The 23011-nt window shown below is 65.3% G+C and carries 20 protein-coding genes; 13 read left to right on the forward strand and 7 right to left on the reverse strand.

Translation table 11 applies throughout. The features are described 5' to 3' along the window. The first annotated feature begins 16 nt into the window (after positions 1-16). Positions 17-1216: an MFS transporter gene (locus BRSPCE3_RS27695; RefSeq protein WP_244069838.1), complete on the forward strand. Its 1200-nt coding sequence runs from the start codon at positions 17-19 to the stop codon at positions 1214-1216. Between the two features lie 179 nt (positions 1217-1395). Here the strand turns inward: BRSPCE3_RS27695 and BRSPCE3_RS27700 are convergent, their stop codons facing one another. Beyond that, a complete protein-coding gene (locus tag BRSPCE3_RS27700) occupies positions 1396-1887 on the reverse strand; it encodes a MarR family winged helix-turn-helix transcriptional regulator (RefSeq protein ID WP_244069517.1) in 492 nt (163 codons plus the stop codon). A 311-nt stretch (positions 1888-2198) separates the two neighbouring features. On the opposite strand from BRSPCE3_RS27700, the gene BRSPCE3_RS27705 reads away from it, so the two are divergent. The 3 genes from BRSPCE3_RS27705 (at position 2199) to BRSPCE3_RS27715 (ending at position 6393) form a co-directional block, all read left to right on the forward strand. Then, entirely contained in the window at positions 2199-3758 is a 1560-nt protein-coding gene (locus BRSPCE3_RS27705) for a porin (RefSeq protein ID WP_244069518.1), read from the forward strand. Between the two features lie 472 nt (positions 3759-4230). Further along, entirely contained in the window at positions 4231-4800 is a 570-nt protein-coding gene (locus BRSPCE3_RS27710) for a MarR family winged helix-turn-helix transcriptional regulator (protein ID WP_244069519.1), read from the forward strand. 564 nt (positions 4801-5364) lie between these two features. Further along, entirely contained in the window at positions 5365-6393 is a 1029-nt protein-coding gene (locus BRSPCE3_RS27715) for a dienelactone hydrolase (RefSeq protein WP_244069520.1), read from the forward strand. A gap of 34 nt (positions 6394-6427) precedes the next feature. On the opposite strand, the gene BRSPCE3_RS27720 is transcribed toward BRSPCE3_RS27715, so the two are convergent. The 3 genes from BRSPCE3_RS27720 to BRSPCE3_RS27730 all read right to left on the reverse strand — a co-directional run bounded on the left by BRSPCE3_RS27720 (position 6428) and on the right by BRSPCE3_RS27730 (position 9070). After that, positions 6428-6832, reverse strand: a complete 405-nt coding sequence (locus BRSPCE3_RS27720) for a DUF4864 domain-containing protein (RefSeq protein ID WP_244069521.1) — start codon at positions 6830-6832, stop codon at positions 6428-6430. An 89-nt stretch (positions 6833-6921) separates the two neighbouring features. Beyond that, complete coding sequence (locus BRSPCE3_RS27725) at positions 6922-8454, reverse strand: lysozyme inhibitor LprI family protein (RefSeq protein ID WP_244069522.1); 1533 nt, start codon at positions 8452-8454, stop codon at positions 6922-6924. Between the two features lie 67 nt (positions 8455-8521). Further along, positions 8522-9070 carry a cupin domain-containing protein gene (locus tag BRSPCE3_RS27730; RefSeq protein WP_050383744.1) on the reverse strand — a complete coding sequence of 183 codons (549 nt, stop codon included), beginning with the start codon at positions 9068-9070 and terminating at the stop codon, positions 8522-8524. A 148-nt stretch (positions 9071-9218) separates the two neighbouring features. Between BRSPCE3_RS27730 and BRSPCE3_RS27735 the strand changes: the two genes are divergently transcribed. Beyond that, positions 9219-10559, forward strand: a complete 1341-nt coding sequence (locus tag BRSPCE3_RS27735) for an aspartate aminotransferase family protein (protein ID WP_244069523.1) — start codon at positions 9219-9221, stop codon at positions 10557-10559. Positions 10560-10665: 106 nt separating this feature from the next. Then, positions 10666-11931 carry a D-amino acid dehydrogenase gene (locus BRSPCE3_RS27740; RefSeq protein ID WP_244069524.1) on the forward strand — a complete coding sequence of 422 codons (1266 nt, stop codon included), beginning with the start codon at positions 10666-10668 and terminating at the stop codon, positions 11929-11931. Positions 11932-11954: 23 nt separating this feature from the next. Here the strand turns inward: BRSPCE3_RS27740 and BRSPCE3_RS27745 are convergent, their stop codons facing one another. Then, a complete protein-coding gene (locus tag BRSPCE3_RS27745; protein ID WP_244069525.1) occupies positions 11955-15086 on the reverse strand; it encodes a multidrug efflux RND transporter permease subunit in 3132 nt (1043 codons plus the stop codon). Here BRSPCE3_RS27745 and BRSPCE3_RS27750 point away from each other — a divergent pair. The 3 genes from BRSPCE3_RS27750 (at position 15073) to BRSPCE3_RS27760 (ending at position 16353) form a co-directional block, all read left to right on the forward strand. Next, positions 15073-15480: a hypothetical protein gene (locus BRSPCE3_RS27750; RefSeq protein WP_244069526.1), complete on the forward strand. Its 408-nt coding sequence runs from the start codon at positions 15073-15075 to the stop codon at positions 15478-15480. The genes BRSPCE3_RS27745 and BRSPCE3_RS27750 overlap by 14 nt on opposite strands. Positions 15481-15670: 190 nt before the next feature. Continuing rightward, complete coding sequence (locus BRSPCE3_RS27755) at positions 15671-16114, forward strand: hypothetical protein (protein WP_244069527.1); 444 nt, start codon at positions 15671-15673, stop codon at positions 16112-16114. A gap of 53 nt (positions 16115-16167) precedes the next feature. Next, positions 16168-16353, forward strand: coding sequence for a hypothetical protein (locus BRSPCE3_RS27760; RefSeq protein ID WP_244069528.1), 186 nt, complete (start codon positions 16168-16170; stop codon positions 16351-16353). A 100-nt stretch (positions 16354-16453) separates the two neighbouring features. Here BRSPCE3_RS27760 and BRSPCE3_RS27765 read toward each other — a convergent pair whose 3' ends face one another. Next, a complete protein-coding gene (locus BRSPCE3_RS27765) occupies positions 16454-17104 on the reverse strand; it encodes a TetR/AcrR family transcriptional regulator (protein ID WP_244069529.1) in 651 nt (216 codons plus the stop codon). A 153-nt stretch (positions 17105-17257) separates the two neighbouring features. Between BRSPCE3_RS27765 and BRSPCE3_RS27770 the strand changes: the two genes are divergently transcribed. From BRSPCE3_RS27770 to BRSPCE3_RS27780, 3 genes are read left to right on the forward strand one after another with little or no spacing between them, the layout of a single operon-like run. Continuing rightward, positions 17258-17755, forward strand: a complete 498-nt coding sequence (locus BRSPCE3_RS27770) for a (2Fe-2S)-binding protein (protein ID WP_244069530.1) — start codon at positions 17258-17260, stop codon at positions 17753-17755. Next, entirely contained in the window at positions 17752-18798 is a 1047-nt protein-coding gene (locus BRSPCE3_RS27775; RefSeq protein WP_244069531.1) for a xanthine dehydrogenase family protein subunit M, read from the forward strand. Before BRSPCE3_RS27770 ends, BRSPCE3_RS27775 begins: the two co-directional genes overlap by 4 nt. A 3-nt stretch (positions 18799-18801) precedes the next feature. Then, positions 18802-21072 carry a xanthine dehydrogenase family protein molybdopterin-binding subunit gene (locus BRSPCE3_RS27780; RefSeq protein WP_244069532.1) on the forward strand — a complete coding sequence of 757 codons (2271 nt, stop codon included), beginning with the start codon at positions 18802-18804 and terminating at the stop codon, positions 21070-21072. Positions 21073-21258: 186 nt separating this feature from the next. On the opposite strand, the gene BRSPCE3_RS27785 is transcribed toward BRSPCE3_RS27780, so the two are convergent. Next, positions 21259-21930, reverse strand: coding sequence for a cupin domain-containing protein (locus BRSPCE3_RS27785; protein WP_244069533.1), 672 nt, complete (start codon positions 21928-21930; stop codon positions 21259-21261). Between the two features lie 182 nt (positions 21931-22112). On the opposite strand from BRSPCE3_RS27785, the gene BRSPCE3_RS27790 reads away from it, so the two are divergent. Continuing rightward, on the forward strand, positions 22113-22880 hold the full coding sequence (locus tag BRSPCE3_RS27790; protein ID WP_244069534.1) for an ABC transporter substrate-binding protein: 768 nt from the start codon (positions 22113-22115) through the stop codon (positions 22878-22880). The last annotated feature ends 131 nt before the right edge of the window (positions 22881-23011 follow it).

Genomic DNA, 23011 nt, shown 5'->3' on the forward strand with positions numbered 1-23011 from the left:
TTCCCCCGAAGCTACAATATTCATTCCCGACTCGCGCCGGGCGTGGCTCCGCTTGATCGTGGCCGTGGTGATCGGCTCGCTCGGCAGCGTCGGCATGTGGTCGGTCGTCGTGGCGCTGCCGGTGGTGCAGACCGACTTCGGCGCCACCCGCGGCACCGCCTCGCTCGCCTTCACCATGGTGATGCTCGGCTTCGGCATCGGCCAGGTCGTGACCGGCAAGATCAGCGACCGCTACGGCATCGTTGCGGCGATCGGCGCCGGGATCGGCATTCTCGGCCTCGGCTATATCGGTGCCGGCTACGCGCCGTCGATCTGGGCCTTCATCCTGCTGCATTTCGCCATCGGCCTGTCGTCGGCCGCGACCTTCGGCCCGCTGATGGCGGAGGCCTCGCACTGGTTCGAGCGCTACCGGGGACTGGCGGTCGCGATCGCCGCGAGCGGCAATTATGTCGGCGGTACGGTGTGGCCGCCGCTGGTCAATTACGGCATGCAGAGCATCGGCTGGCGCACCACCCATATTGCGATCGGCATCTTCACCGCGGTCGCGATGACGCTGGCGCTCGCCGTGCTGCGCATGTTGATGGGGGCGGCGACCCGGCGCAGCCACGTCAATGCGGCGCCGCCGCGGGTCGATCTGCGGCTTTCCACCAATGCGCTGACCGCGATCCTGTCGCTGGCATCGATCTCCTGTTGCGTGGCGATGTCGATGCCGCAGGTCCACATCGTCGCCTATTGCGGCGATCTCGGCTACGGCGTGGCGCGCGGCGCCGAGATGCTGTCGCTGATGCTCGGCTTCGGCATCATCAGCCGGATCGGCTCCGGCTTCCTGGCCGACCGGATCGGCGGTATCCGCACCCTCCTGATCGGCTCGATCGCGCAGGGCGCAGCGCTGTTGTTCTATCTGTTCTTCGACAGCCTGACCTCGCTTTACATTATCTCGGCGATGTTCGGCCTGTTCCAGGGTGGCATCGTGCCGAGCTACGCCATCATCGTGCGTGAGGCGATGCCGGCCTCGGAGGCCGCGACCCGGATCGGCATCGTGATCTTCGCCTCGGTGTTCGGCATGTCCTTTGGCGGCTGGATCTCGGGCGTGATCTTCGACGCCACCGGCTCCTATGCGGCGGCCTTCACCAACGGCCTAGCCTGGAACCTGCTCAATGTCAGCATCATCCTGCTGCTCCTGATGCGGGCGCGGCAGCGGCTGGCCATCGCATGATCCGGAAAACTGCGCAGCGGTTTTCCGAAGGGATCATGCGCAACCGAGAGCATGATCCGGAAAACTGCGCAGCGGTTTTCCTCGCGACAAGCGTGCGAAGCGTCTGCGCGGGCGTGATTCGCAATCATGATTCGCAAATAGCAGCCTGATCCGGCACGGCGGCGGATTTCGGCGATGCCTCAAATATCGGCCGAGATTCTCGCGATCGCCTTTTCCAGGCGGGTCTTGATCGAATCCATCTTGCCGGTGAGCTGCTGCAACTCCCGCAGATCCAGCTCGGCATAGACGAACTCGTTCAGATCCTTGCGCTGCGAAGACAGGTTCGCCATCTGCTTCTTGGCGTGCTCGGTGAGCGACAGATTCACGACCCTTGCATCCTCGGTCGAGCTCTTGCGGCGCAGAAGGTTCTTCTTCTCAAGCAGTTTCGACTGCGTGACCACGAATGACTGATCGACACGCAGCGCCCTGGAAACCGCACCGACCGGCAGGCCGACATTGCGGTCCTCGGCATTCGCCAGCACCGTCATGATCATCCATTGCGGACCGGTGATTCCGATCATCTTGGCCCAGATGCTGCGCAGCTCCTCGAGGCGGACGCTGGTCGACACGATCTCCCAAGCCAATCGTTCGGCCGCGTCCTGCAGTTTGTCGGTCGATCTGCGCTCGGTCATGGCGTTCCTTAACAAAAATTCATCTTCACAGATATCGAGCGATTTTTGAAGCTGGCCTGACAAAAATGTTGGTCGATGCGTTGCCTGAATGACACATGGGTGCGCAAACATAGAATGACTAACTAATATAAGTTGAATATGTGACCACCCAATTGCATTGTTCCGCCCGTAGATGGGGGGCATCCACCATCTCACGCCTGCAGTGGCCGAGTTGACCACGCGCATCTTGAAAATGGCTGCGGCGCAGCGGTTTTCGGGAAGGGAACGTTTGTCGCTTTGCCAGCAGTGCAAGGCATCACTTGGAGGATAGCATGAAAATCGTTAGGGGCCTTTTGTTGGGCTCGGTGGCAACTCTGGTCGCGAGCAGCGGCGCCATGGCGGCCGACCTTCCGGTCAAGGCCAAGGCAGTCGAATACGTGAAGGTCTGCTCGCTCTATGGTCCGGGCTTCTACTTTATTCCCGGTACCGACACCTGCATCAAGCTGGGCGGCTATCTGCGTGTCGACGTTCTGGCCAACACCAACTCCGACCACACCGGCAACTACGGCGGCGCGGCGGGCGCACAGAACCGCTTCACCAACGGCTATACCTGGCGTTCGCGCGAAGACCTGAACGTCGACACCCGCACCGCGACCGAATACGGCGTGGTTCGTACCTTCTTCGATGCCACCTTCAGCTGGACCTCGGACAATTATGGCGCGGGCGCCGCGGCCGGCTCGACGGTCTACTCGCCGATCGGAACCAACGCTGCGCCGAACAACGCCAGCGCGGGCGGTGTCGCCGCCGGCACGGTCGGCGTCTACTACGCCTTCATCCAGTTCGCTGGCTTCACCATGGGTAAGGCGGTCTCGCAGTTTGCGACGCCGTGGGCCAACTATCCGGGCAACAACTTCGACGGTCTCGTCGGCGGCGGCGGCACGATCACCGGTGTGAACCAGTTCACCTACACCGCGCAGTTCGGCAACGGCGTGTCGCTGGCCCTGTCGGCGCAGGATCAGTCGGCCTACACCCAGGCCGGCGTGCAGAATCTCGGCGCGCTCGGTACCGGCGCTCTCGGCATCTACGGCGCGAGCGACTATGCCGGCACGATCGCTCCGGACCTGATCGCGTCGCTGCGCGTCGACCAGGCCTGGGGTCTGTTCCAGGCGTCGTTCGCAGCGCATGACAACCATGCGGCCTACTACGGCGGCACCGAGTTGACCGGCCATCCGGACGACAAGTGGGGCTGGGCTGGTCAGCTGGCCCTGTCGATCAAGAACATCCCGACCGGACCCGGCGACACCATCAACGTCCAGGGCGTCTATACCAACGGCGCGACGCGCTACAACATCCAGGATCTCTCGGGTGCCGGCGCGTTCACCTACTTCGGCAACACCAACGTTGCCGGTGCCTACCAGAGCATCGGCTTCGGCATCGCGCCGGACAGCGTGTTCGTCACCGGCGGCCAGCAGCAGCTGATCACGACCTACGGCATGCGCGGTGCGTATGTCCACAACTGGAACCCATACTGGAACACCAGCATCTACGGTGCCTGGGCCCAGGTGAACTACAACGGCACCGCCAAGAGCTACATCTGCGGCCCGGGCGGAACGGGTGTCGGCGGATCGTTCGGTGTCCTGATCGGCGCCACCTCGAACCTGACCTCGTGCAATCCTGACTACAGCATTGCTCAGATCGGTACGCAGACCCAGTGGACTCCGGTGAAGAACCTGACCTTCTCGGCCGACTTCACCTACACCCATCTGGATCAGAACTACGCCGGGACGGTCACCTATCCTGGTAGCGCTGCGATCGGCAAGCCGGCCGCTGTCTACTCTCTCAGCAACCAGGATACCTACATGCTGCTGCTCCGCGCGCAGCGCAACTGGTAAGGCCCGGTCGATCCGGACTTGATCGCCAAGCAAAGCCTCGACGGGAAACTGTCGAGGCTTTGATTTTGAAGAAGAGTATTATTGTATGATTTACTAACATTATTCTATCATGTACAAAGCTGGTGCCGGTTGCTCTGCCGGCCATGATGATGAGGAGATATTAGACATCTTCATGAACTAGCCTCCAAAACCTCCGGCAATGCCCTGCCGGAGGTTTTTCATTGAGCGCTGCGCGATCGCGCGATCAGCGCGCATTCAGGCGAATCGAGCGGCCGATGCAGCGCCGCAAGGCCAATCCCGCTCGCGCAGCGCTGACACGCACGGCCTCGTGAAGCCCGGGATCGCAAACCGCCGCGCATCGTGATCTGCGATACCGACGAAGGGACGGCGTCGTCTGGACGGAGTATGCCGTGTCAGTTATATGACTATATCATCTAATTACGCATGATCCGATCAGGAAGCGTCGCTCGGTATGCCGAAGGCAATTGCAAAACCAAGCCGCAGCCGCAAACCTTCGACGGCCGATTTCCAGACCGCGTTCCCCGCGGCTGCTTCAACCCGGCGAATTGCCAAAGCGACCGAACTGCAATTGCAGCGCCTCGCGGGCTGCCTGCATTCGCTGTCATCGCGCCACCATCATCTGACCCAGGGCTATGCAGCGCATGCCGGCATCGCCGGCGTTCAGTACACCATCCTGACCACGATCCGTTATCTCGAGACCAGGGGCGACGTCTTCCCGGTCACCATCGCCGAATACCTCCGCTTGACCAGCGCGGGTGTCACGAAGGCGATCCAGCATCTGACCGAGCTTGGACTGGTGGAGAAGGCCGGCGATCTGGATGATCGCCGCCGCACCAAGCTGACCGTCACCCAAAGCGGCTGTGCCCTGCTGCATTCGCTGTCGCCGATGCAGTCGAAGGTCAACGACGTGTGGCTGGACTGCATGAACGATGAGGAATTCTCGATCTTCCTCGATCTCGTCGAGCGATTCATCAGGTCGAGCGATCGCGCGCTGGCGATGCAGGACTACCTGGTTAAATGACACCGTCCTTCGACGCGCGCGGCCGCTGATTGGCTTGCGCCGCGCCAAGTCTCGGTCACAGTCGAGTGACCGGCAAAGCCCCAACTGTCGCGGCTTCGTGATCGTCCTTGCGTCTCGCAAGCTCGCCACGCGAGACAGGCGAGTCGTGGCTTCGTTCTCAACGCAACCGAGCATTTGCCCGGCAACGATTGCGGCGGCAACGATCAACTGTCAGGCATAAGCGCAACGCATCCCTGCGCCGCCATATCGACGATTGCCGCTGCCGAATTACTTCAATTATATGAAGCAGCATTGGAATAATTTTTTTGGGAGAGCTGGGTGATTGGCGTTTGCGATTTCGGCGCCAATGTCACGCGGCCACCGCAATGGTGCTTCGTCGACGCGAACTGGCGGACTCGTATCATTAACGCGTGCCGGCAGCAGAGCCGGGTGCGAACGAGTTGACGAACCATGCATGATCATCGTGAGGCGCAAGGCGCCGCGTCAAGCAGCGTCGAGTTCGATGACAAGGGCTGGCCTGTCTGGCCGGATCGCGAAGACCTGTCGGCAGAGTTCATCAGGCTGTTGGCCGCGGCGCAGGAGGGCGGTTCGACCGTTTCCGAATGCTGGCTGACATTGAGCAAGATCAACCTCGGTTCGGAGAGCTCATGGTCCGGCGAGTGGATCAAGACCGCGGAACTGAACGAGGCGAGAGCCGAGCTCGCATTGCTGAGCGGCAACATGATTACGGCCCGCCGCAACTGGCTTCGGGCCACGACCTACTTCCACGCGGCCGCAAGGCCTCCCGGATACGCCAATGATCTGTTGAGGCGCGCCGTCGACGGCATGCGGCGCTGCGCGGCCAATTTCCTGAAGAGCCGGGTTCCGGCCGGCCAGGTGCTCTCGATTCCCTGGACCGACGAGCTGTCGCTTCAGGCCTACTACCTGCCGTCGGCGTTTCGCGACGATGGGCCCGTGATCGTCTGCATCGGCGAGCCGGGTTCCTACAAGGAAGAATTGCTCACCAAATACGCCGGCCATGCGGGCGAGCGCGGGCTCTCGCTGCTCGCCGTGGATCTGCTGGGGACGCAGACGGCCCTGGCGCCGGAGCGGCTCGAGGGCCACAAGTTCGAAGCTGCCATGAGCCGCGTGCTGGACTTCCTGTCGGAGATGCCGGGCGTCGATGACACGCGGATCGCCGTCATCGCGGACGCCTGCAATTCCTCGCTGGTCGCCCGCGCGGCAGCCAGCGACGCCCGGTTTGCCGCGGCGGTGTGCGACGCCGGCCTGTGGGATTTGCACGAGAGAAGCTTCTTTCATCGGCAGGCGGGCGACGACGCGCAAATCTGCTGGATTGAGGAAGCCAACGCGATTTCACGCAGCATCGAATGTCCGCTGCTGGTCACTGCCGGTGAAGCCGGCTGGTTGCTGCCGGGTGCCCTGGCCAAATTTGGCGACCAGCTGAGCAGCATGCATCGTGACGCCAGGTTGATCCTGTTCCGGCGTACTGAGACCGCCGCGATGCAGGGGCATATCGACAACCCGACATTGGCCAATGAAGTCATCTTCGACTGGCTCGAAGACCGGCTGGGCCTGCGAAAGGGATTGGCCTGAGTGGCGGAGCCGATCGCTGATCCGATCCTTGCCGTCACACCGACTGGCCGGCCTTGAGCAGCGAGCAGCCGGTGATCTTCAGGCTGCCGTCGGCCTGCCGCTCCAGCGTGTAGAGCGCCTCCCACGCCTCGCCATTGGCATCGACGATATGGACGCGTTGCGCGATCCGGTCGCCCTCGCTCTGCGCCTCGCCGAACTCGAAGCTGCGGTGGCGATAGACCGGCGCGTATTGGTTCTGCACCATCGACATGAAGATGTCGGCCCGCGGAAAGATCTGCCGGATCGCGGGCGCGGCGTAGGAATAGGCCGCCGCGGCGTCGTCGCGGCCGAATGCCTGCTCCTGGGCGCGGATCACGTCCTTGGCGCCGCCGAAATCGTCGGCGCCGGCTGATGAGGCGAGGGCGAACAGAACGGCGGCAATGACGGCGATCGCGCGCATGCGGGGCTCCATCTCGGACACCAGCAGGTACGTATCCTATCACATGCCGGTTTCGGTCGGGACGGTGTTGGCGTGCGGCCTCGCCACGGTCAGCGGATCGAGCCCTTGAAATTGTCGATGTCGGGCGAGGGGCGGGCGGGAAACAGCCGCGCGGTCGAGGAGATATCGAGCCGGCGCTTGCATTTGGCCTCGTCGGCGTCCTTGTTCTCGGTGCCGTCCTTGTTGGAGTAGCGCTTCTTCGCGAACCCATCGTCCTGCCGGTTGACGATCAGCATGGCATGATCGCGCTCGAGCGTGTCAGGGTTCTTGCGCTGCTCGTCGGAGCGGAACGTGCCGCCGCTGATCTTGCCCGTCATCTCGTAGTCGCAGCCGGCCTTCCAGTCGCCCTGGTCCCACTTCCATCCGACAGCCTTCAGCGTGCCGTCCTTCTCGGCGGTGATCTTGATCACGGCGTTGTAGGCGAGCCAGGTGCCGGCAAGCCCGCTGCGCTTGTCGTCAAAGCCGTCGAGCAGCGCCAGCCGTTCGCGCTGCAATCCGTTGACGTGATCGCGCGCGTCGACCGTGAAGTGGACCTGCGAGCTCTGCTTGTTCCAGGCCGGGTGCAGGAATTCCGGGAATTGCTCGGTCTGGCTCTTCACCCAGTTGCGCTGGTCCTCGATCAGCGCGCGCCGCGTCGCCTCGTCGAGCCGCGGCTGCAACGCCTTCCAGGCGCGGTTCAGCCGCTGGTCGTTGTCGGCGAGATCAGGATCGGCGCAGATCTCCTCGTCGGTCGCGGTCTCCGGCCTGGTGCAGTCGAAGGTCGGCGCGACGAACGCGGTGTCGGCCTTGTCGGATGCGGTGTCCTTGCCGGCGGCGAAATAGCTGCCGGTGACCTGCCACATCGACGAGCAGTCGCCGAGCCCGTCAAACTCCTCGTCGTCGATGCTGCCGACGATCCGCAAGGTCTCGCCCTGGCGGCGGAGCTTGATTGATGGCGGCTTGGCGGGGGCGGCGGCCGTGTCTGTCTTGGGCTTGTCGGCGGATGCGTTGGCTTCGATCACCACGGGACTGGAGAGCCAGCCCGTCCCCGAAGGCTTCAACTCGGCGGTCAGCCTGCAACTCCGCCGGCGGTCGCCGCCATAGTCGCCGCGCAGATCGGCGGCGAGGCGATAGGCGCCGCTGTCGGCCGGCGTCAGCGTGATGCTGCCGAAGGCATTGACCCAGGTGCCTGACAGGCCGGGCCGGCCGGACACGATTCCGTCGAGTGCCGCCGCGCGGCGCCGCAACGCCTCGGCAAAGCTCGCTTTCAGCTCGTCCTCGTCGGTATCGGCCAGCACCTCGGCGGCGTCGACGATCATCTCGTTGAACCAGGCCTGGTCGCGCTTCAGCAACGGCTTGACGGTCGCCGGCAGCTTGCCGAGCGCCGTACCGAACGCCTTGTCGATCTGCGCCACCAGCCGGTCGGTGCCGGCCTTCCTGCAGTCGGCGGTCTTGATCTTGTTATCGCCGCCATCGCCGCACAGGCTGATCGCGGTCGGCGCGCTGCTCGATGCGCGCAGATAATCGTCCATCGCAACCGACGGCGCGGAGCCAAGGACCGAGATGGCCGCGACGGCGGCGGCAAGCCGTGGAGAGCAGGGCATCGACGTCATCCGTGAGGCCGAAATCGTCGGCCCTTGCCGCTTGGGTCGTCCGCCGCCCACGCCGGGTTCAAAATGTCGGCGGCGTGCAGGCCGAGATCACCTCGCACGGCTTGGCGCCGATGCAGCGGAAGCGGTGCGGGCGGCGGCTTTCGAAGTAATAGGCATCGCCGGCATTGAGCACCCGCCGCTCGTCGTCGACGGTGACCTCGAGCCGGCCCGAGATCACGATGCCGCCTTCCTCGCCCTCATGCACCAGCGGCACCCGTCCGGTGTCGCTGCCGGGCTCGTAGCGCTCCTTCAGGATCTGCAGCGCCCGGCCGAACAGGCTGTCGCCGATCTGCAGGTAGGAGATCGGCTTCTTGCCGATCTCGGTCAGCTCGTCGGCGCGGTAGAACGCCTTGCGCGGCCGCTCCGGCTCGATCGCGAAGAATTCCGCGAGCCCCATCGGAATGCCGTCGAGGATCCGCTTCAGCGCGCCGACCGACGGGTTCATCTGGTTGGATTCGATCAGCGAGATCGTCGAATTGGTCACGCCGGAGCGCTTGGCGAGCTCGCGCTGCGACAGCTTGTGCCGGGCGCGGATGAATCGAAGCCGACCGCCGATGTCGACGCTCATGGCAATCCCTTTGGAAAATCCGTGTTGCAGGTGTTGCGGATCGAACAAATCTTGGCAGACCGCCTCAACAAGATCAATGGCTTGCCGTGCGACAGAAAAGGACTTGTTGAGTGCCCTGAAGAGTGGTCCGACTAGGTAAACCCAGCCCATGGAGTGCACCGTGACCGTTCATCAGATTCCGAACACCATCAAGACCGATTCGTTCTGGATGCCCTTCACGGCCAACCGGCAGTTCAAGAAGGCGCCGCGGCTGTTCTCCTCTGCCAAGGGCATGTACTACACCTCGGTCGACGGCCGGCAGGTGATCGACGGCTCCGCCGGTCTCTGGTGCGTCAACGCCGGCCATGGCCGCCCGCAGATCGCGGCCGCGGTCGAGCGGCAGCTGTCGACGCTGGACTTCGCGCCTTCGTTCAACATGGGCCATCCGCTGGCGTTCGACTTCGCCGAGCGCCTCGCCGAGATCGCCCCGAAGGGGCTGGATCGGATCTTCTTCACCAATTCGGGCTCTGAATCGGTCGACACCGCGCTGAAGATCGCGCTGGCCTATCACCGCGCCGCCGGCCAGCCGACCCGCACGCGCCTGATCGGCCGCGAGCGCGGCTATCACGGCGTCGGCTTCGGCGGCATGTCGGTCGGCGGCATGGTCGCCAACCGCCGCCAGTTCGCCACCCATCTGCCGGGTGTCGATCACATCCGTCACACCCACGATCTCGCCCGCAACGCCTTCGCCAAGGACCAGCCGGACCACGGCGCCGAGCTCGCCGACGACGTCGAGCGGATGGTGGCACTGCACGGCGCCGACACCATCGCCGCCGTGATCGTCGAGCCGGTGCCGGGCTCCACCGCAGTGCTGCCGGCGCCGAAGGGCTATCTGCAGCGCCTGCGCGAGCTCTGCACCAAGCACGGCATCCTGTTGATCTTCGACGAGGTCATCACCGGCTTCGGTCGCCTCGGCACCCCGTTCGCCGCCAATTTCTATGGCGTCACGCCGGACATGATGACGACCGCCAAGGGCATCACCAACGGCACCGTGCCGTGCGGCGCGGTGTTCGCCAGCCGCCAGGTCCATGACGGGCTGATGGTCGGCCCGGATAACGCCATGGAGCTGTTCCACGGCTACACCTATTCGGCGCATCCGGTGGCCTGCGCGGCCGGTCTTGCCACGCTCGACATCTACAAGGACGAGGGCCTCTTGACCCGCGGCGCGTCGCTCTCGGACTACTGGCGCGATGCCCTGCATTCGCTCAAGGGGCTGCCGAACGTCGTCGACATCCGTAACCAGGGCCTGATGGGCGCGGTCGAAGTCGCGCCGCGCGATGGCGCCGTCGGCGCGCGCGGCTACGACCTCATGGTCGACTGCTTCAACCGCGGCCTCTACTTCCGCATGAGCGGCGACTCGCTGGCGCTGTCGCCGCCTTTGATCGTCGAGAAGTCGCATATCGACGACATCGTCTCGATCCTCGGCGACGCCATCAAGCGCGTGGCCTGATAATTGCTAGCTGGATTGTAGCTAGCTCTACAAATTGCTGTCGCCGTTGCGAAGCAGAGTGGTTTCGCAGCGGCGATTGCGTTTTCGTTGCAGGATGTGAGGAAAAGTGAAGGTCCTGGTTCTCGGCAGTGGCGTGATCGGCGTCACCTCCGCCTATTATCTCGCGCGCGCCGGCCACGAGGTGACGGTGATCGACCGCCAGCCGAAGCCCGCGCTCGAAACCTCGTTCGCCAATGCCGGCGAGGTGTCGCCGGGCTATTCGTCGCCCTGGGCCGGCCCCGGCGTGCCGGTCAAGGCGGTGAAGTGGCTGTTGATGAAGCATGGCCCGCTGGTGATCCGCCCCAAGCTCGATCCCGTGATGTGGCTGTGGCTCTTGAAGATGCTGCGCAACTGCACCACGGCGCGCTACGCCGTGAACAAGAGCCGGATGATCCCGATCGCGGAATACAGCCGCGACTGCCTGCAGACGCTGCGCAGCGAGATCGGCATCAAATATGACGAGCGCGCGCGCGGCACGCTGCAGCTGTTTCGTTATCAATCGCAGCTCGATGGCACCGGCGACGACATCGCGGTGCTGAAGCAATACGGCGTGCCGTTCGAGGTGCTCGACCGCGACGGCTGCATCAAGGCCGAGCCGGCACTGGCCGGCGTGAAAGAGAAGTTCGCCGGTGGGCTGCGCCTGCCGCACGACGAGACCGGCGACTGCCACATGTTCACGCAGGCGCTGGCGCTGGAAGCCGAGAAGCTCGGCGTGCGCTTCAACTTCAATGTCGGCATCGACGGCTTGAACGCCGATGCCACCCGCATCACCGGCGTTGCGACCAGCGCCGGCCTGATGACCGCCGATGCCTATGTGCTGGCGCTCGGCAGCTACTCGCCGCATCTGGTGCGGCCGCTCGGCATCTCGCTGCCGGTCTATCCGGTGAAGGGCTATTCGATCACGGTGCCGATCAAGGATGCGTCGGGCGCGCCGGAATCGACCGTGATGGACGAGAGCTACAAGGTCGCGATCACCCGGCTCGGCGATCGCATCCGGGTCGGCGGCACCGCCGAGATCTCGGGCTATTCGACCAAGCTCTACGCGGCGCGGCGCGCGACGCTGGATCATTCGCTGACCGATCTGTTTCCGCGCGGCGGCGATCTTGCCAAGGCCACCTTCTGGTGCGGCCTGCGCCCGATGACGCCGGACGGGCCGCCGGTGATCGGCGCGACGCGCTTTGCCAATCTGCACCTCAACACCGGCCACGGCACGCTCGGCTGGACCATGGCCTGCGGCTCGGGCCGGGTGCTGGCGGACATGCTGTCAGGGAAGAAGCCCGAGATCGACACCAAGGAGCTGTCGATCAACCGCTACGATTACAGGTTCGGGTAGGTCTCGTCGTCGCACGCGAATGGCTACTCGGCGGCGTTCTTCAACGGCGGTTCGGCATCGTCGTCCCGCTTCGTTGCCGTCCAGCTCGACAGCGCGTTCGAGAATCTGTCGAGATAGAGATACACGACCGGCGTGGTGAACAGGGTGAGCGCCTGGCTCACGATCAGGCCGCCGACCATCGCATAGCCGAGCGGCTGGCGGATTTCCGATCCCGTCCCGGTGCCCAGCATCAGCGGGACGCCGCCGAGCAGCGCCGCCATCGTCGTCATCATGATCGGGCGGAAGCGCAGCAGCGCCGCTTTCCGGATCGACTCATGCGGTGACAGATGTTCCTCGCGTTCCGCGGCGATCGCGAAGTCGACCATCATGATGCCGTTCTTCTTCACGATCCCGATCAGCAGGATGATGCCGATCAGCGCGATCAGGCTGAAATCGAACCCGAACGCCATCAGGATCGCCAGCGCGCCGACCCCGGCCGACGGCAGCGTGGACAGGATCGTGAGCGGGTGGATATAGCTTTCATAGAGGATGCCAAGGATCAGATAGACCACGACCAGCGCGGCCAGGATCAGCAGCGGCACCGAGCTGAGCGATTGCTGGAACGCCTGCGCGGTGCCCTGGAAGCTCGAGCTGAGCGTGGCCGGTGCGCCGAGATCGGCGACGGCGTTCTGGATCGCGTCGGTGGCCTGGCCGAGCGCCACGCCTTGGGCGAGGTTGAAACTGATCGTGGTCGCAGGAAACTGCCCCTGATGGGCGATCGCGAGCGGACGCACCGGAACCGTGGTCCATTTGCAGAACACCGAGAGCGGCACCTCGTCGCCCGTCGTCGGTGATCTGATGTAGAGCTTGTTGAGCGTGTCGAGCTTGCCCTGCAATTCGGGGAGGATCTCGATGATGACGTGATAGCTGTTGAGCTGGGTGAAGTATTGCGTCACCTGGCGCTGGCCGAACGCGTCGTACAGCGTGTCGTCGATCAGTTGCGGCTGGATGCCGAAGCGCGACGCGGTGTCGCGATCGATGGTCATCGTCAGCGTCGTCCCCTCGGTCTGCTGGTCGGTGGCGACGTCGCGCAATTGCGGCAAGGTCTTCATTCTGGCCAGAATCTTCGGCGCCCATTCGTTCAGCTCGGCGAGATTGGCGTCCTGCAGGGTGTATTCGAACTGCGTCCGCGTGGCGCGGCCGCCGAGCCGGACGTCCTGCGACGCCTGCATGTAGAGGCGGGCTCCCTCGACCGCCTCGAGCTTCGGCCGCAGCCGCGCGATGATCTGCTCCGCGCTGGCTTCGCGCTCCTCGCGCGGCTTCAGCGTGATGTACATTCGGCCGGAATTCAGCGCGGTGCCGCCGCCGCCGATGAACTCGGCCATGCTGTCCACCGCGGGATCGGCCCGGACGATCCGGCTGAGCTCCTCCTGATGCTGCTTCATGTCGGCAAACGAGATGTCCTGGGCCATCTCCGACACCGCGTTCAAGAAGCCGTTGTCCTGTTGCGGGAAGAATCCCTTGGGGATGATCACGAACAGATAGACCGACAGCGCCAGCGTCGCGAAGAAGATGCACAGCGTGGTCCGGCTCCAGCGCAACGCCAGATCGAGCCCGCGTTCATAGCCATGCAGCATCCGGTCGAATGCCGCCTCGCTCCATTGGTAAATCCGGCCGTGCCGGGTTTCGCCATGCGCGCGCAGGAAACGCGATGCCATCATCGGCGTCAGCGTCAGCGACACCACCAGCGAGACGAAGATCGCCATCGCCAGCGTCACCGCAAATTCGCGGAACAGCCTGCCGATCACGCCGCCCATCAGCAGCAGCGGGATCAGCACCGCGACAAGCGAGATACTGATCGACAGGATCGTGAAGCCGATCTCGCCGGCACCGCGCAGGGCCGCGGCCAGCGGCCGCTCGCCCTGCTCGACATATCGCGTGATGTTCTCCAGCATGACGATGGCGTCGTCGACCACGAAGCCGACCGCGATCGTCAGCGCCATCAGCGACAAATTGTCGAGTGTGTAGCCGAACACCCACATCAGCGCGCAGGCCCCGAGCAGGGCGAGCGGCACGGTGACGGCTGGGATCACCGTGGCCCAGAAGCTGCGCAGGAAGATGAAGATGACCATCACGACCAGCACGATGGTGATCAGCAGCGTGATCTGCACGTCCTCGACGGCGGCACGGATCGTCAACGTCCGGTCGCTGATGATCTTGATCTTGATGGCGGGCGGGATGGCGGCAATCAGCCTCGGAAGCTGCGCCTTGATCCGGTCGACCGTGCCGATGACGTTGGCGCCGGGCTGCTTGAAGATGACGAGGAACACGCCGCGTTTGCCGTCCGCCCAGGCGGCCTGCTTCATGTCTTCCGGCCCCGCGACGGCCTGGCCGATGTCGCGGATCCGCAACGGGCCGCCGTTGCGGTAGGCGACGATGACGTCATTCCAGTCCTTGGCCTCCGTGAGCTGATCGTTGGCGTAGATCGTGTAGGCGCGGCTCGTGCCGTCGATGTTGCCCTTCGGACTGTCGACGGTCGTGATGGCGATCTGGCCGCGGATGTCCTCCAGCGACAGTCCCTTGGCGACCAGCTTGGCGGGATCGATCTGGACGCGGATCGCGGGCTTCTGCTGGCCGCCGATGAACACTTGGGCGACGCCGGAGATCTGACTGATCTGCTGCCCGAGCTGGGCGTCCACGGCATCGCTCACCCTGATCAGCGGCAAAGTATCCGAGGTCGCCGACAGCAGCAGGATCGGCGAGTCCGCCGGATTGATCTTGCGATAGGTCGGCGGCGACGGCAGGTTCTTGGGCAGCTGGCCGCCCGCGGCATTGATCGCGGCCTGGATGTCGTTGGCGGCGCCGTCGATGTTGCGGTTCAGGTCGAACTGGATGGTGACCGCGGTCGACCCGAGCGAGCTCGTCGAGGTCATCTGCGCGATGCCGGGAATCTGCGCGAATTGCCGCTCCAGCGGCTGCGCGACCGAGGAGGCCATGGTTTCCGGGCTGGCGCCGGGCAGGCTGGCCGAGATCTGGATAGTCGGAAAGTCGACCTGCGGCAGCGGCGCGACCGGCAGCAGCGGATAGGCGACCATGCCGACGAACAGAATGCCGGCCATCAGCAGCGAGGTGCCAATCGGGTAGCGGATAAACGGAGATGAGATGCTCTCGTTCATTTCTGCAATCCAAATGAACGGCAGGCGCATCTTTTCCCGAACGCCGGGAGTCTTGCTCGAAAGCTCGAGCGCGAACGCGCGTTTTCCTCGCCATGGCCAATCGGCAGATCGCGGAGGTGGTCTCCGCGTCTACCTGTTTTTTGCCAGCATACCCATTGTTGCGGACGGCACGCGAATGGAAACGTCGGATGCCCCATTCGACCTTCGTTCAATTGCCGGAATTGGTGCGACCAAAACGTGTCCTTCGTCAAATATATCTGCTTACGATATATTTGTGAGCTGGGGCGCTTCGTTCGATCTTCTTCGCGGCGCAGCGGGGCATTGCGAAAAGCCCGGCACGATGGCCGGGCTGGATCGCAAATATTCATTCCGCATTGGCAATGCCGCCATCTAGCGCGATCGTCGCCGTCTACTCTGTGCGCTTCCGCACATTGCCCGCAGCCCTATGCGGCGCTTATGCCGCGGAGCCCGCAGCGCTCTCGAATTCATATCCCGCCCCGAAGATATTGAGCCCGATTGAAGCGCCTCCGGCGGCAAGCCAGGGCTTGTTCGAATGCGTGAGCGCGAACCGAACAGGTGATGTCATGTCTTCGCTTGAATTTACGACCGGCGACAGGATCCTCGAGCCGATGATCGCGCTGGCCGGCTGCTCGACGCAGCAGTGGATCGTCGTCGCCGGCGCGAAGAGCATGGAATTGATGTTCGAGCTGCACCGGCGCGGCTATGCGCGCGCGGCGGCGTCGGGCAATTGCGGCCGCCCCGCCGGCCAGTACGATGTCGCGCTGGTCGATTGGCGACGCCGTACGCTTCACGCCCTGGAGCCGGCCTTGGACTGGTTGACGAATTTCCTCAGCGCCCGCGCGGTGCTGGTGGTCTGGGTCGACGCGCAGAAGGCCTCGGCCAACCAGAGCCTGCGCGGGGCGCTGGAGCGGCGCGGCTTCGTCGTCGAGCAGGGCATCGTGCATCAATACGGTTGCGCGCTGTCGGCGCGGCGGTCGCAGGCTCACCCGCTGCAGCTTGCGGCCTGACGCGCTGCCGATGGCGCGACCGCGACCGCCGCTGGTCTTGAAGGGAAATCCAGATGTCCAAGGTCCGACGCGCGGTGATCCGCGAATGGATGTTGCTGGCGCGCGAGAGGCGGCAATCCAGCGAACAGGCCGCCACCTTCGCAACGGCGGCGCTGCAGCGCCACGCCCTGCCGCGCAGCCGGCGAGCGCCGCACGCGATCATCATGCGGTGGCTGCGGCCCCGCACTGGGCGACCTTGATTTCAGCGCGACGGCGGGCGACCGGCCTCGACGGCATAGCCCGGATGAGCGACGCGATATCCGGGGCCGCTGGTCCCGCATGTTGCTGCGCTCATGCGAGCTACGATGGCGAGCGTGACGGCTTTGAGGTGACCTTCTTCGCAGGCTTTGCCGTGGCTGCCGCCTTGGCTGGCGGCTGCACCCGCAAGCCGTCGACGAACACATCCAGCAGCCGGAGCGCCGTGGTCTGCCAGCCCGGCTGGTCGTGCATGTAGCACATGCCGATCAACGCACGCAGCACGTCCTCGGCGCTGATGTCGCTGCGGATCGCGCCGGCGGCGACGGCGCGTGCGAGCAGGGTGCCGATCGCCTTGGTCAGGCGATCGAACGAATAGGCGTGCAGCTCGCTCGAGCCGGCCGCGACCAGCGCGAGCGCTGCGACCATGCCCTTCTTGGTGGCGACGAATTGCACATTGGCGCGCAGCCAGCGCCGCAGCGCCGCGACCGGCTCGGGTGCGTTCTGCAACTGCTCGGCCAGGTCGCCGAGCTGCTCGACCTCGCGGCGATAGACCGCCTCATACAGCGCCTCGCGGGTCGGGAAATGGCGATACAGCGTGCCGATGCCGACGCCGGCATGGCGCGCGACGGCCTCCAGGCTCGCCTCGCTGCCGCCGGCCGAGAACACGGCCTTGGCCGCTGCCAGCACGCGCTCACGGTTGCGCACCGCGTCGGCGCGCGGCTTGCGGACAATTTCTGGTGATGACCCGGCCATTCCTTTTTCTTCTCACCCTCCCTTGTAAACGGAGGATGCCTCCGTATATGGCGACCAGCACCGGGCCTGACAAGGCGCGCCGATCATGCATCGGCGGCCACGGGTTCGCGTTGCCTCGATTCAACCCCGACCATACACGGATCGGAGCCCCGCATGAATCTTCCACTCAGTCTCACCATCAACGGCGTCCGCCGGGAAATTGTCCTCGACGACCCCCGCGTGACCCTGCTCGACCTGCTGCGCGAGCGGCTCGACCTCACCGGAACCAAGAAGGGATGTGACCGCGGCCAGTGCGGCGCGTGCACCGTCCTGGTCGACGGCCGCCGCATCAACTCCTGTCTCGCGCTGGCGATCAGTCATGACGGCGCCGAGATCACCACGATCGAAGGCGTCGGGCACGGCGGCGAGCTGCATCCGGTGCAGGCCGCCTTCATCGCCCATGACGGCTTCCAGTGCGGCTTCTGCACCCCGGGCCAGATCATGAGCGGCATCGGCCTGATCCAGGAAGGCCAGGCGGGCGACGATCCCGAGCGGGTGCGCGAATGCATGAGCGGCAATCTCTGCCGCTGCGGCGCCTATCAGGGGATCACCGAAGCCGTGCTCGAGGCCCAATCCAACATGACCGCCAGCAAGCAGAGGCGCTCCGCATGATGAACTTCGATTATGTCAGGCCGGCCAATGTCGCGGACGCGATCGCGGCGGCATCCGAGAAGGGCGCGAGCTATCTCGCCTCCGGCACCAATCTGCTCGACCTGATGAAGGGCGGCGTCAGCCGGCCGAGCCGTCTCGTCGACGTCACGCGGCTGCCCGGGCTCGACCGCATCGAGCGTCTCGCCGACGGCAGCCTGCGCATCGGCACGCTGGTGCGCAATGCCGATCTGGCGCATGACGCCGAGTTCGCGCGCACCTATCCCGCGGTCGCCGAGGCTCTGCTGTCGGGCGCATCCGCCCAGCTGCGCAATGCCGCGACCGTCGGCGGCAATCTGATGCAGCGGACGCGCTGCGCCTATTTCTATGATGCCGGCAGCGCCTGCAACCGGCGCTGGCCGGGCGCCGGCTGCGACGCGCTGCAGGGCGAGAACCGCCTGCACGCGGTGCTCGGCTGGAGCGAGGGCTGCATCGCGACCCATCCGTCGGATTTCTGCGTGCCGCTGGTCGCGCTTGATGCCATCGTCGAGATCGAGGGCAAAAGCGGCCGGCGCGAGCTGCCGCTGGAGGCGCTGCATCGGCTGCCCGGCGAGACGCCGGAGCGCGAGACCGCGCTGGAGCGCGGCGACCTGATCGTCGCGCTGCGGCTGCCGGCCGAGGCGAAAGACTTCGCCGGCCATGCCCGCTACGTCAAGGTGCGCGAGCGGACGTCGTATGCCTTTGCCGTGGTCTCGGCCGCAGCCGCCTTGCGCATCGAGCACGGCAAGATCCGCGAGGCGCGGCTTGGGCTCGGCGGCGTCGCCGCCAAGCCGTGGCGCGCGCGCGAGGCCGAGCAGGTGCTCGCAGGCGCCGCGCCGGATGCAGCGGTTTACAGTGAGGCTGCGCGCGCCGCGCTGTCAGACGCAAAACCGTCCGGCGACAACGCCTTCAAGATCGAGCTCGCGCAGCGCATTCTCGTGCGCGCGCTCACCCTTGCCGCCGCAGGCACGCCGGATCGCATCCCCGCGCTGCCCGGCTCTCCCTTCTCGTCCGTTGCAGGAGCGTAACGCATGACGGTTGAACTCAGTCTGACCCGCGATCCCGCCCATCTCAGGCATGGCTCGAACATCGGCCAGCCGATGACCCGCACCGACGGCGTGCTCAAAGTCACCGGCAAGGCCCGCTATGCCGCCGACAACCATCCACCCGGAATGGTCTATGCCGTGATCGCGACCAGCTGCATCGCGCGCGGCCGCGTCAAATCGCTCGACGTCGCCGCCGCCAAGCGCCATCCCGGCGTGATCGACGTGATGACGCCGGCGCACAAGCCCGAACTGGCCGAAGACCCCGACGCCAAGGGCAATCCGTTCGCCTTCCGCATGGAGCTGTTGCAGAGCGACGCGGTGCGCTACGCCAACCAGGCGATCGCGGTGGTGATCGCCGAGACGCTGGAGGCCGCGACCGAAGGCGCGGCGCTGCTGTCGCCGCGCTACCAGGTCGAGATCGCGCGCGTCGGCCTCGACGCCGGCGAGGCCTATGCGCCGCCGGTGGTCGGCATCGGCAATCCCGCCGAAGTCCGCCACGGCGATATCGATGCCGGCATGGCTGCGGCCGCCAAGCTGACCGATGCGACCTACGAGACCCCGGCGCAATATCACAACGCGATGGAGCCGCATGCGATCGTCGCGGTGTGGGATGGCGACCGGTTGTTCATCGATACGCCGAGCCAGGGCATGGGCTTCGCACAGATGCGCGTCGCCGGCCTGTTCGGCATTCCGCCGGCGAATATCCACATCAACAGCCCGTTCCTCGGCGGCGGCTTCGGCTCCAAGGGGCTGATCTCCGGGCCGCAGGTGCTCGGCATCATGGCCGCCAAGCTGATCGGGCGCCCGGTCAAGCTGGTGCTACGCCGCAGCCAGATGTATGGCCCGGTCGGCCATCGTCCGCCGACCCGCCAGCGCATCCGGATCGGCACCGACGATGCCGGCACGCTGACCGTGATCAATCATGAGGCACGGATCACGACGTCGAGCTTCGACGATTTCTACGAGCCCGCGGCCGACGCCTCGCATACGCTCTACGCCAGCCCCGCGATCCGCACCGCGCATGAAGCGGTGCGCGTCGACACCGGCACGCCGCTGTTCATGCGCGCGCCGGGCGAGGCCACCGGATCGATCGTGCTGGAAAGCGCGATCGACGAGGCGGCGTTCGCCCGCGGCATCGATCCGCTGGAGTTCCGGCTGAAGAACTATGCCGAGGTCGAGCCGACCACCGGCAAGCCATTCTCCTCAAAGGCGCTGCGGCAGTGCTATGCGAAGGCCGCCGAACGGTTCGGCTGGGCGGGGCGTCCGTTGCTGCCGAAGCAGATGCGTGACGAGTACGGCTTCCTGGTCGGCTGGGGCATGGGCACCGCGACGTTCCCGGCGATCATGTTCCAGGGCAATGCGCGTGCCGTGATCCGCGCCGACGGCAGAGGCGTGATGGAGACCGGCGCGCACGACATGGGGCAGGGCGCCTGGACCGCGCTGGCGCAGATCTCGGCCGATTCGCTCGGTCTCGATTTCGACCAGCTGACGTTCCGTTCCGGCAGCTCCGATCTGCCCGATGCCGGCATTGCCGGCGGGTCGGGGCATACCGCAACCGTCGGCGCCGCGATCCACAACGCAGGTGCTGCCGTGATCGCAAAGCTTGCCGAGCTCGCGACCGCGGACCAGCGCTCACCGCTGTTCGGCGCCGGCAATGCCGGCGTGGTGGCGCGGTCCGGGCGGCTGCATCGCCGCGACGATGATGCGCGCAGCGAAAGCTATGCCGACATCCTCGCGCGCGCAGGCATTGCCGAGCTCGATGGCACCGGCAGCGGCGCCGCCGATGCGGCGGCGCAGTCGCAATATGCGATGCATGCGCATGGTGCCGTGTTTGCCGAGGTCAAGGTCGATCCGCAGCTCGGCCAGATCCGCGCCACGCGGCTGGTCGGCGCCTTCGCGGCCGGCCGCATCATCAATCCGTTGATGGTACGGAGCCAGCTCTACGGCGGCATGATCTGGGGCCTCTCGTTCGCGCTGCATGAGGAGGCGGTGATGGATCGTCGTTCGGGCCGCATCCTGAATGCGAACCTCGCCGAATACCATGTGCCCGTGAATGCCGACGTGCCGCCGATGGATGTCATCACGGTCGACGAGCACGATCCGCACGTCAATCCGCTCGGCATCAAGGGCGTCGGCGAGATCGGCATCACCGGCAGCGCCGGCGCCGTCGCCAACGCCGTCTTCCACGCCACCGGCATCCGGGTGCGGAATTTCCCGATCAAGATCGAGGAAGTGGTGATGGGGTTGGCGGGATAGCTTCACCCTCCCCTGGAGGGGGAGGGTCGATAAGCATCGCGCGAAGCAAGATGCTTAGCGGGGTGGGGTGACGGACTCTCCACGCGCGTGCTTCCCGTGGGGAGAGATCACCCCACCCCGGCTCGCATTTCGCTGCGCTCAACGCGATCCGACCCTCCCCCTCCAGGGGAGGGTGGCAGCGGGGGCTTACCCCGCCGCCGTCACGCAGTTCACCCACAGCACCACGGCGTTGGCATCGCGCGCGGGATTGGAGAAGCGGTGCGGCCTGCGGCTGGCGAAACGAAAACTGTCGCCCTGCTTCAGCGTCCAGGTCTCGGTGTCCACCGTCAGCGTCATCTCGCCTGACAGCACGAGGCCGGCCTCTTCGCCGTCATGGGTATAGAACTCGTCACCGGTGTTGCCGCCGGGCTCGAGATGCACCAGGAACAGATTGAGCCGGCTTTCGCTGCCGGCGGGGCTGAGCAGCTGCTTTGAGATTCCGGTGCGCCACAGCTTCAGCTCGGCGCGCTGCACTTCGCGGGTCACGACGCCGCCGGCGCCGTCGTCCCTGGGCGATGCACCGAACAAGGCGGCGATGCCGACGCCGAGCACGTCGGCCAGCGTTGCCAGCACGCGCAGCGAGGGCGACGACAGGCCGCGCTCGATCTGGCTGATGAAGCCGATCGACAGCTCGGTGCGCGCGGCGACCACCTCCAGCGACATCTCCTTCGCGCGGCGCAGGTCGCGGATGCGGCGTCCGACCGCAAGATCCATCGCGGGCTCGGCCGGCTTCCTGGCAGGTTTCTTTTCGAGTTCCTTGGCCGCCTTTTTGCCGGCGCGGCGGGCCGTCGCAGGCTTTGCTGCCGCGCCTTTGCGCATTCTCTTGCCGCCGCTCACGTCAGTCCGCTTCCTTCATGTGCATGAAAACCGCTTGCATTGGCCGCGGTTTCGTGACCACAATTTCATATTGGTGAAAATAGGCCGGAACGGCGTCGCCCGCAACCAAAAGCGCTGACACAGCGGGCGAGACGGCGCCAAGGCCAGCTACGGGAGGTCGTGCGATGTCCTTTCAGCGTCTCGTCCAGGCCGCGGCTGCGGTGCTTGCCCTTGCTGTGAGCGCGCCGTCAGGGGCGCAGCAGGTGCTGAAGGTCGGCTCGACGCCGACCGGCATTCCCTTCACCTTCCTCGACACCAAGACCAATTCGATCCAGGGCATCATGGTCGATCTCGCCACCGAGATCGGCAAGGACGCCGGCTTCACCGTGCAGATCGAGCCGATGCAGTTCTCGGCGCTGATCCCCTCGCTGACCGCAAACAAGATCGACATCATCGCGGCTGCAATGTTCGCCACCGCGGCGCGCAAGGAGGTGATCGACTTCTCCGAGCCGGTCTACACCTATGGTGAAGGTTTGGTGGTGCCGAAGGCCGACACCAAGGCCTATGCCTCGCAGGAGGATCTGAAGGGCACCGTGGTCGGCGCCCAGGTCGGGACTGCCTTCGTCGACGCGCTGAAGAAGACCGGGCTGTTCAGCGAGGTCAAGGTCTACGACACCATTCCCGACATCCTGCGTGACGTGAATGCCGGTCGCCTCAAGGCCGGCTTCGCCGACTATCCGATCCTCGCCTACAATCTGCAGCAGGGCAATTTCGCCGATGTCCGGCTGGTCGACGGCTACAAGCCGGTCACCGTCGGCACGGTCGCGATCGGTGTCCGCAAGAGCGACACCGAGTTGCTCGGCAAGATCAACGCCTCGCTGGCGAAGCTGAAGGCCAACGGCACGATCGCGAAGATCCTGGAGAAATGGGGCCAGAAGGCCAGCGCGTCGTGACGCGCGTGTGCCCGATGTAATCCGTCATCCTGAGGAGCGCGTAGCGCGTCTCGAAGGATGCACGGCCCGGCTGGTGGCCGTCGACCCTTCGAGACGCGCTGCGCGCTCCTCAGGGTGACGGGGACGTATTC

Origin of the sequence: Bradyrhizobium sp. Ce-3 (assembly GCF_022835695.1) — a bacterium.
Taxonomy (GTDB): Bacteria; Pseudomonadota; Alphaproteobacteria; order Rhizobiales; family Xanthobacteraceae; genus Bradyrhizobium.

Bases quoted from the DNA above. Each gene is read 5' to 3' on its own strand.
- BRSPCE3_RS27700 (WP_244069517.1), bottom strand. From the start codon at position 1,887: ATGACCGAGCGCAGATCGACCGACAAACTGCAGGACGCGGCCGAACGA.
- BRSPCE3_RS27705 (WP_244069518.1), top strand. From the start codon at position 2,199: ATGAAAATCGTTAGGGGCCTTTTGTTGGGCTCGGTGGCAACTCTGGTC.
- BRSPCE3_RS27710 (WP_244069519.1), top strand. From the start codon at position 4,231: ATGCCGAAGGCAATTGCAAAACCAAGCCGCAGCCGCAAACCTTCGACG.
- BRSPCE3_RS27720 (WP_244069521.1), bottom strand. From the start codon at position 6,832: ATGCGCGCGATCGCCGTCATTGCCGCCGTTCTGTTCGCCCTCGCCTCA.
- BRSPCE3_RS27725 (WP_244069522.1), bottom strand. From the start codon at position 8,454: ATGCCCTGCTCTCCACGGCTTGCCGCCGCCGTCGCGGCCATCTCGGTC.
- BRSPCE3_RS27730 (WP_050383744.1), bottom strand. From the start codon at position 9,070: ATGAGCGTCGACATCGGCGGTCGGCTTCGATTCATCCGCGCCCGGCAC.
- BRSPCE3_RS27735 (WP_244069523.1), top strand. From the start codon at position 9,219: ATGGAGTGCACCGTGACCGTTCATCAGATTCCGAACACCATCAAGACC.
- BRSPCE3_RS27750 (WP_244069526.1), top strand. From the start codon at position 15,073: ATGCTCTCGTTCATTTCTGCAATCCAAATGAACGGCAGGCGCATCTTT.
- BRSPCE3_RS27745 (WP_244069525.1), bottom strand. From the start codon at position 15,086: ATGAACGAGAGCATCTCATCTCCGTTTATCCGCTACCCGATTGGCACC.
- BRSPCE3_RS27755 (WP_244069527.1), top strand. From the start codon at position 15,671: ATGTCTTCGCTTGAATTTACGACCGGCGACAGGATCCTCGAGCCGATG.
- BRSPCE3_RS27760 (WP_244069528.1), top strand. From the start codon at position 16,168: ATGTCCAAGGTCCGACGCGCGGTGATCCGCGAATGGATGTTGCTGGCG.
- BRSPCE3_RS27765 (WP_244069529.1), bottom strand. From the start codon at position 17,104: ATGGCCGGGTCATCACCAGAAATTGTCCGCAAGCCGCGCGCCGACGCG.
- BRSPCE3_RS27770 (WP_244069530.1), top strand. From the start codon at position 17,258: ATGAATCTTCCACTCAGTCTCACCATCAACGGCGTCCGCCGGGAAATT.
- BRSPCE3_RS27775 (WP_244069531.1), top strand. From the start codon at position 17,752: ATGATGAACTTCGATTATGTCAGGCCGGCCAATGTCGCGGACGCGATC.
- BRSPCE3_RS27780 (WP_244069532.1), top strand. From the start codon at position 18,802: ATGACGGTTGAACTCAGTCTGACCCGCGATCCCGCCCATCTCAGGCAT.
- BRSPCE3_RS27785 (WP_244069533.1), bottom strand. From the start codon at position 21,930: ATGCGCAAAGGCGCGGCAGCAAAGCCTGCGACGGCCCGCCGCGCCGGC.
- BRSPCE3_RS27790 (WP_244069534.1), top strand. From the start codon at position 22,113: ATGTCCTTTCAGCGTCTCGTCCAGGCCGCGGCTGCGGTGCTTGCCCTT.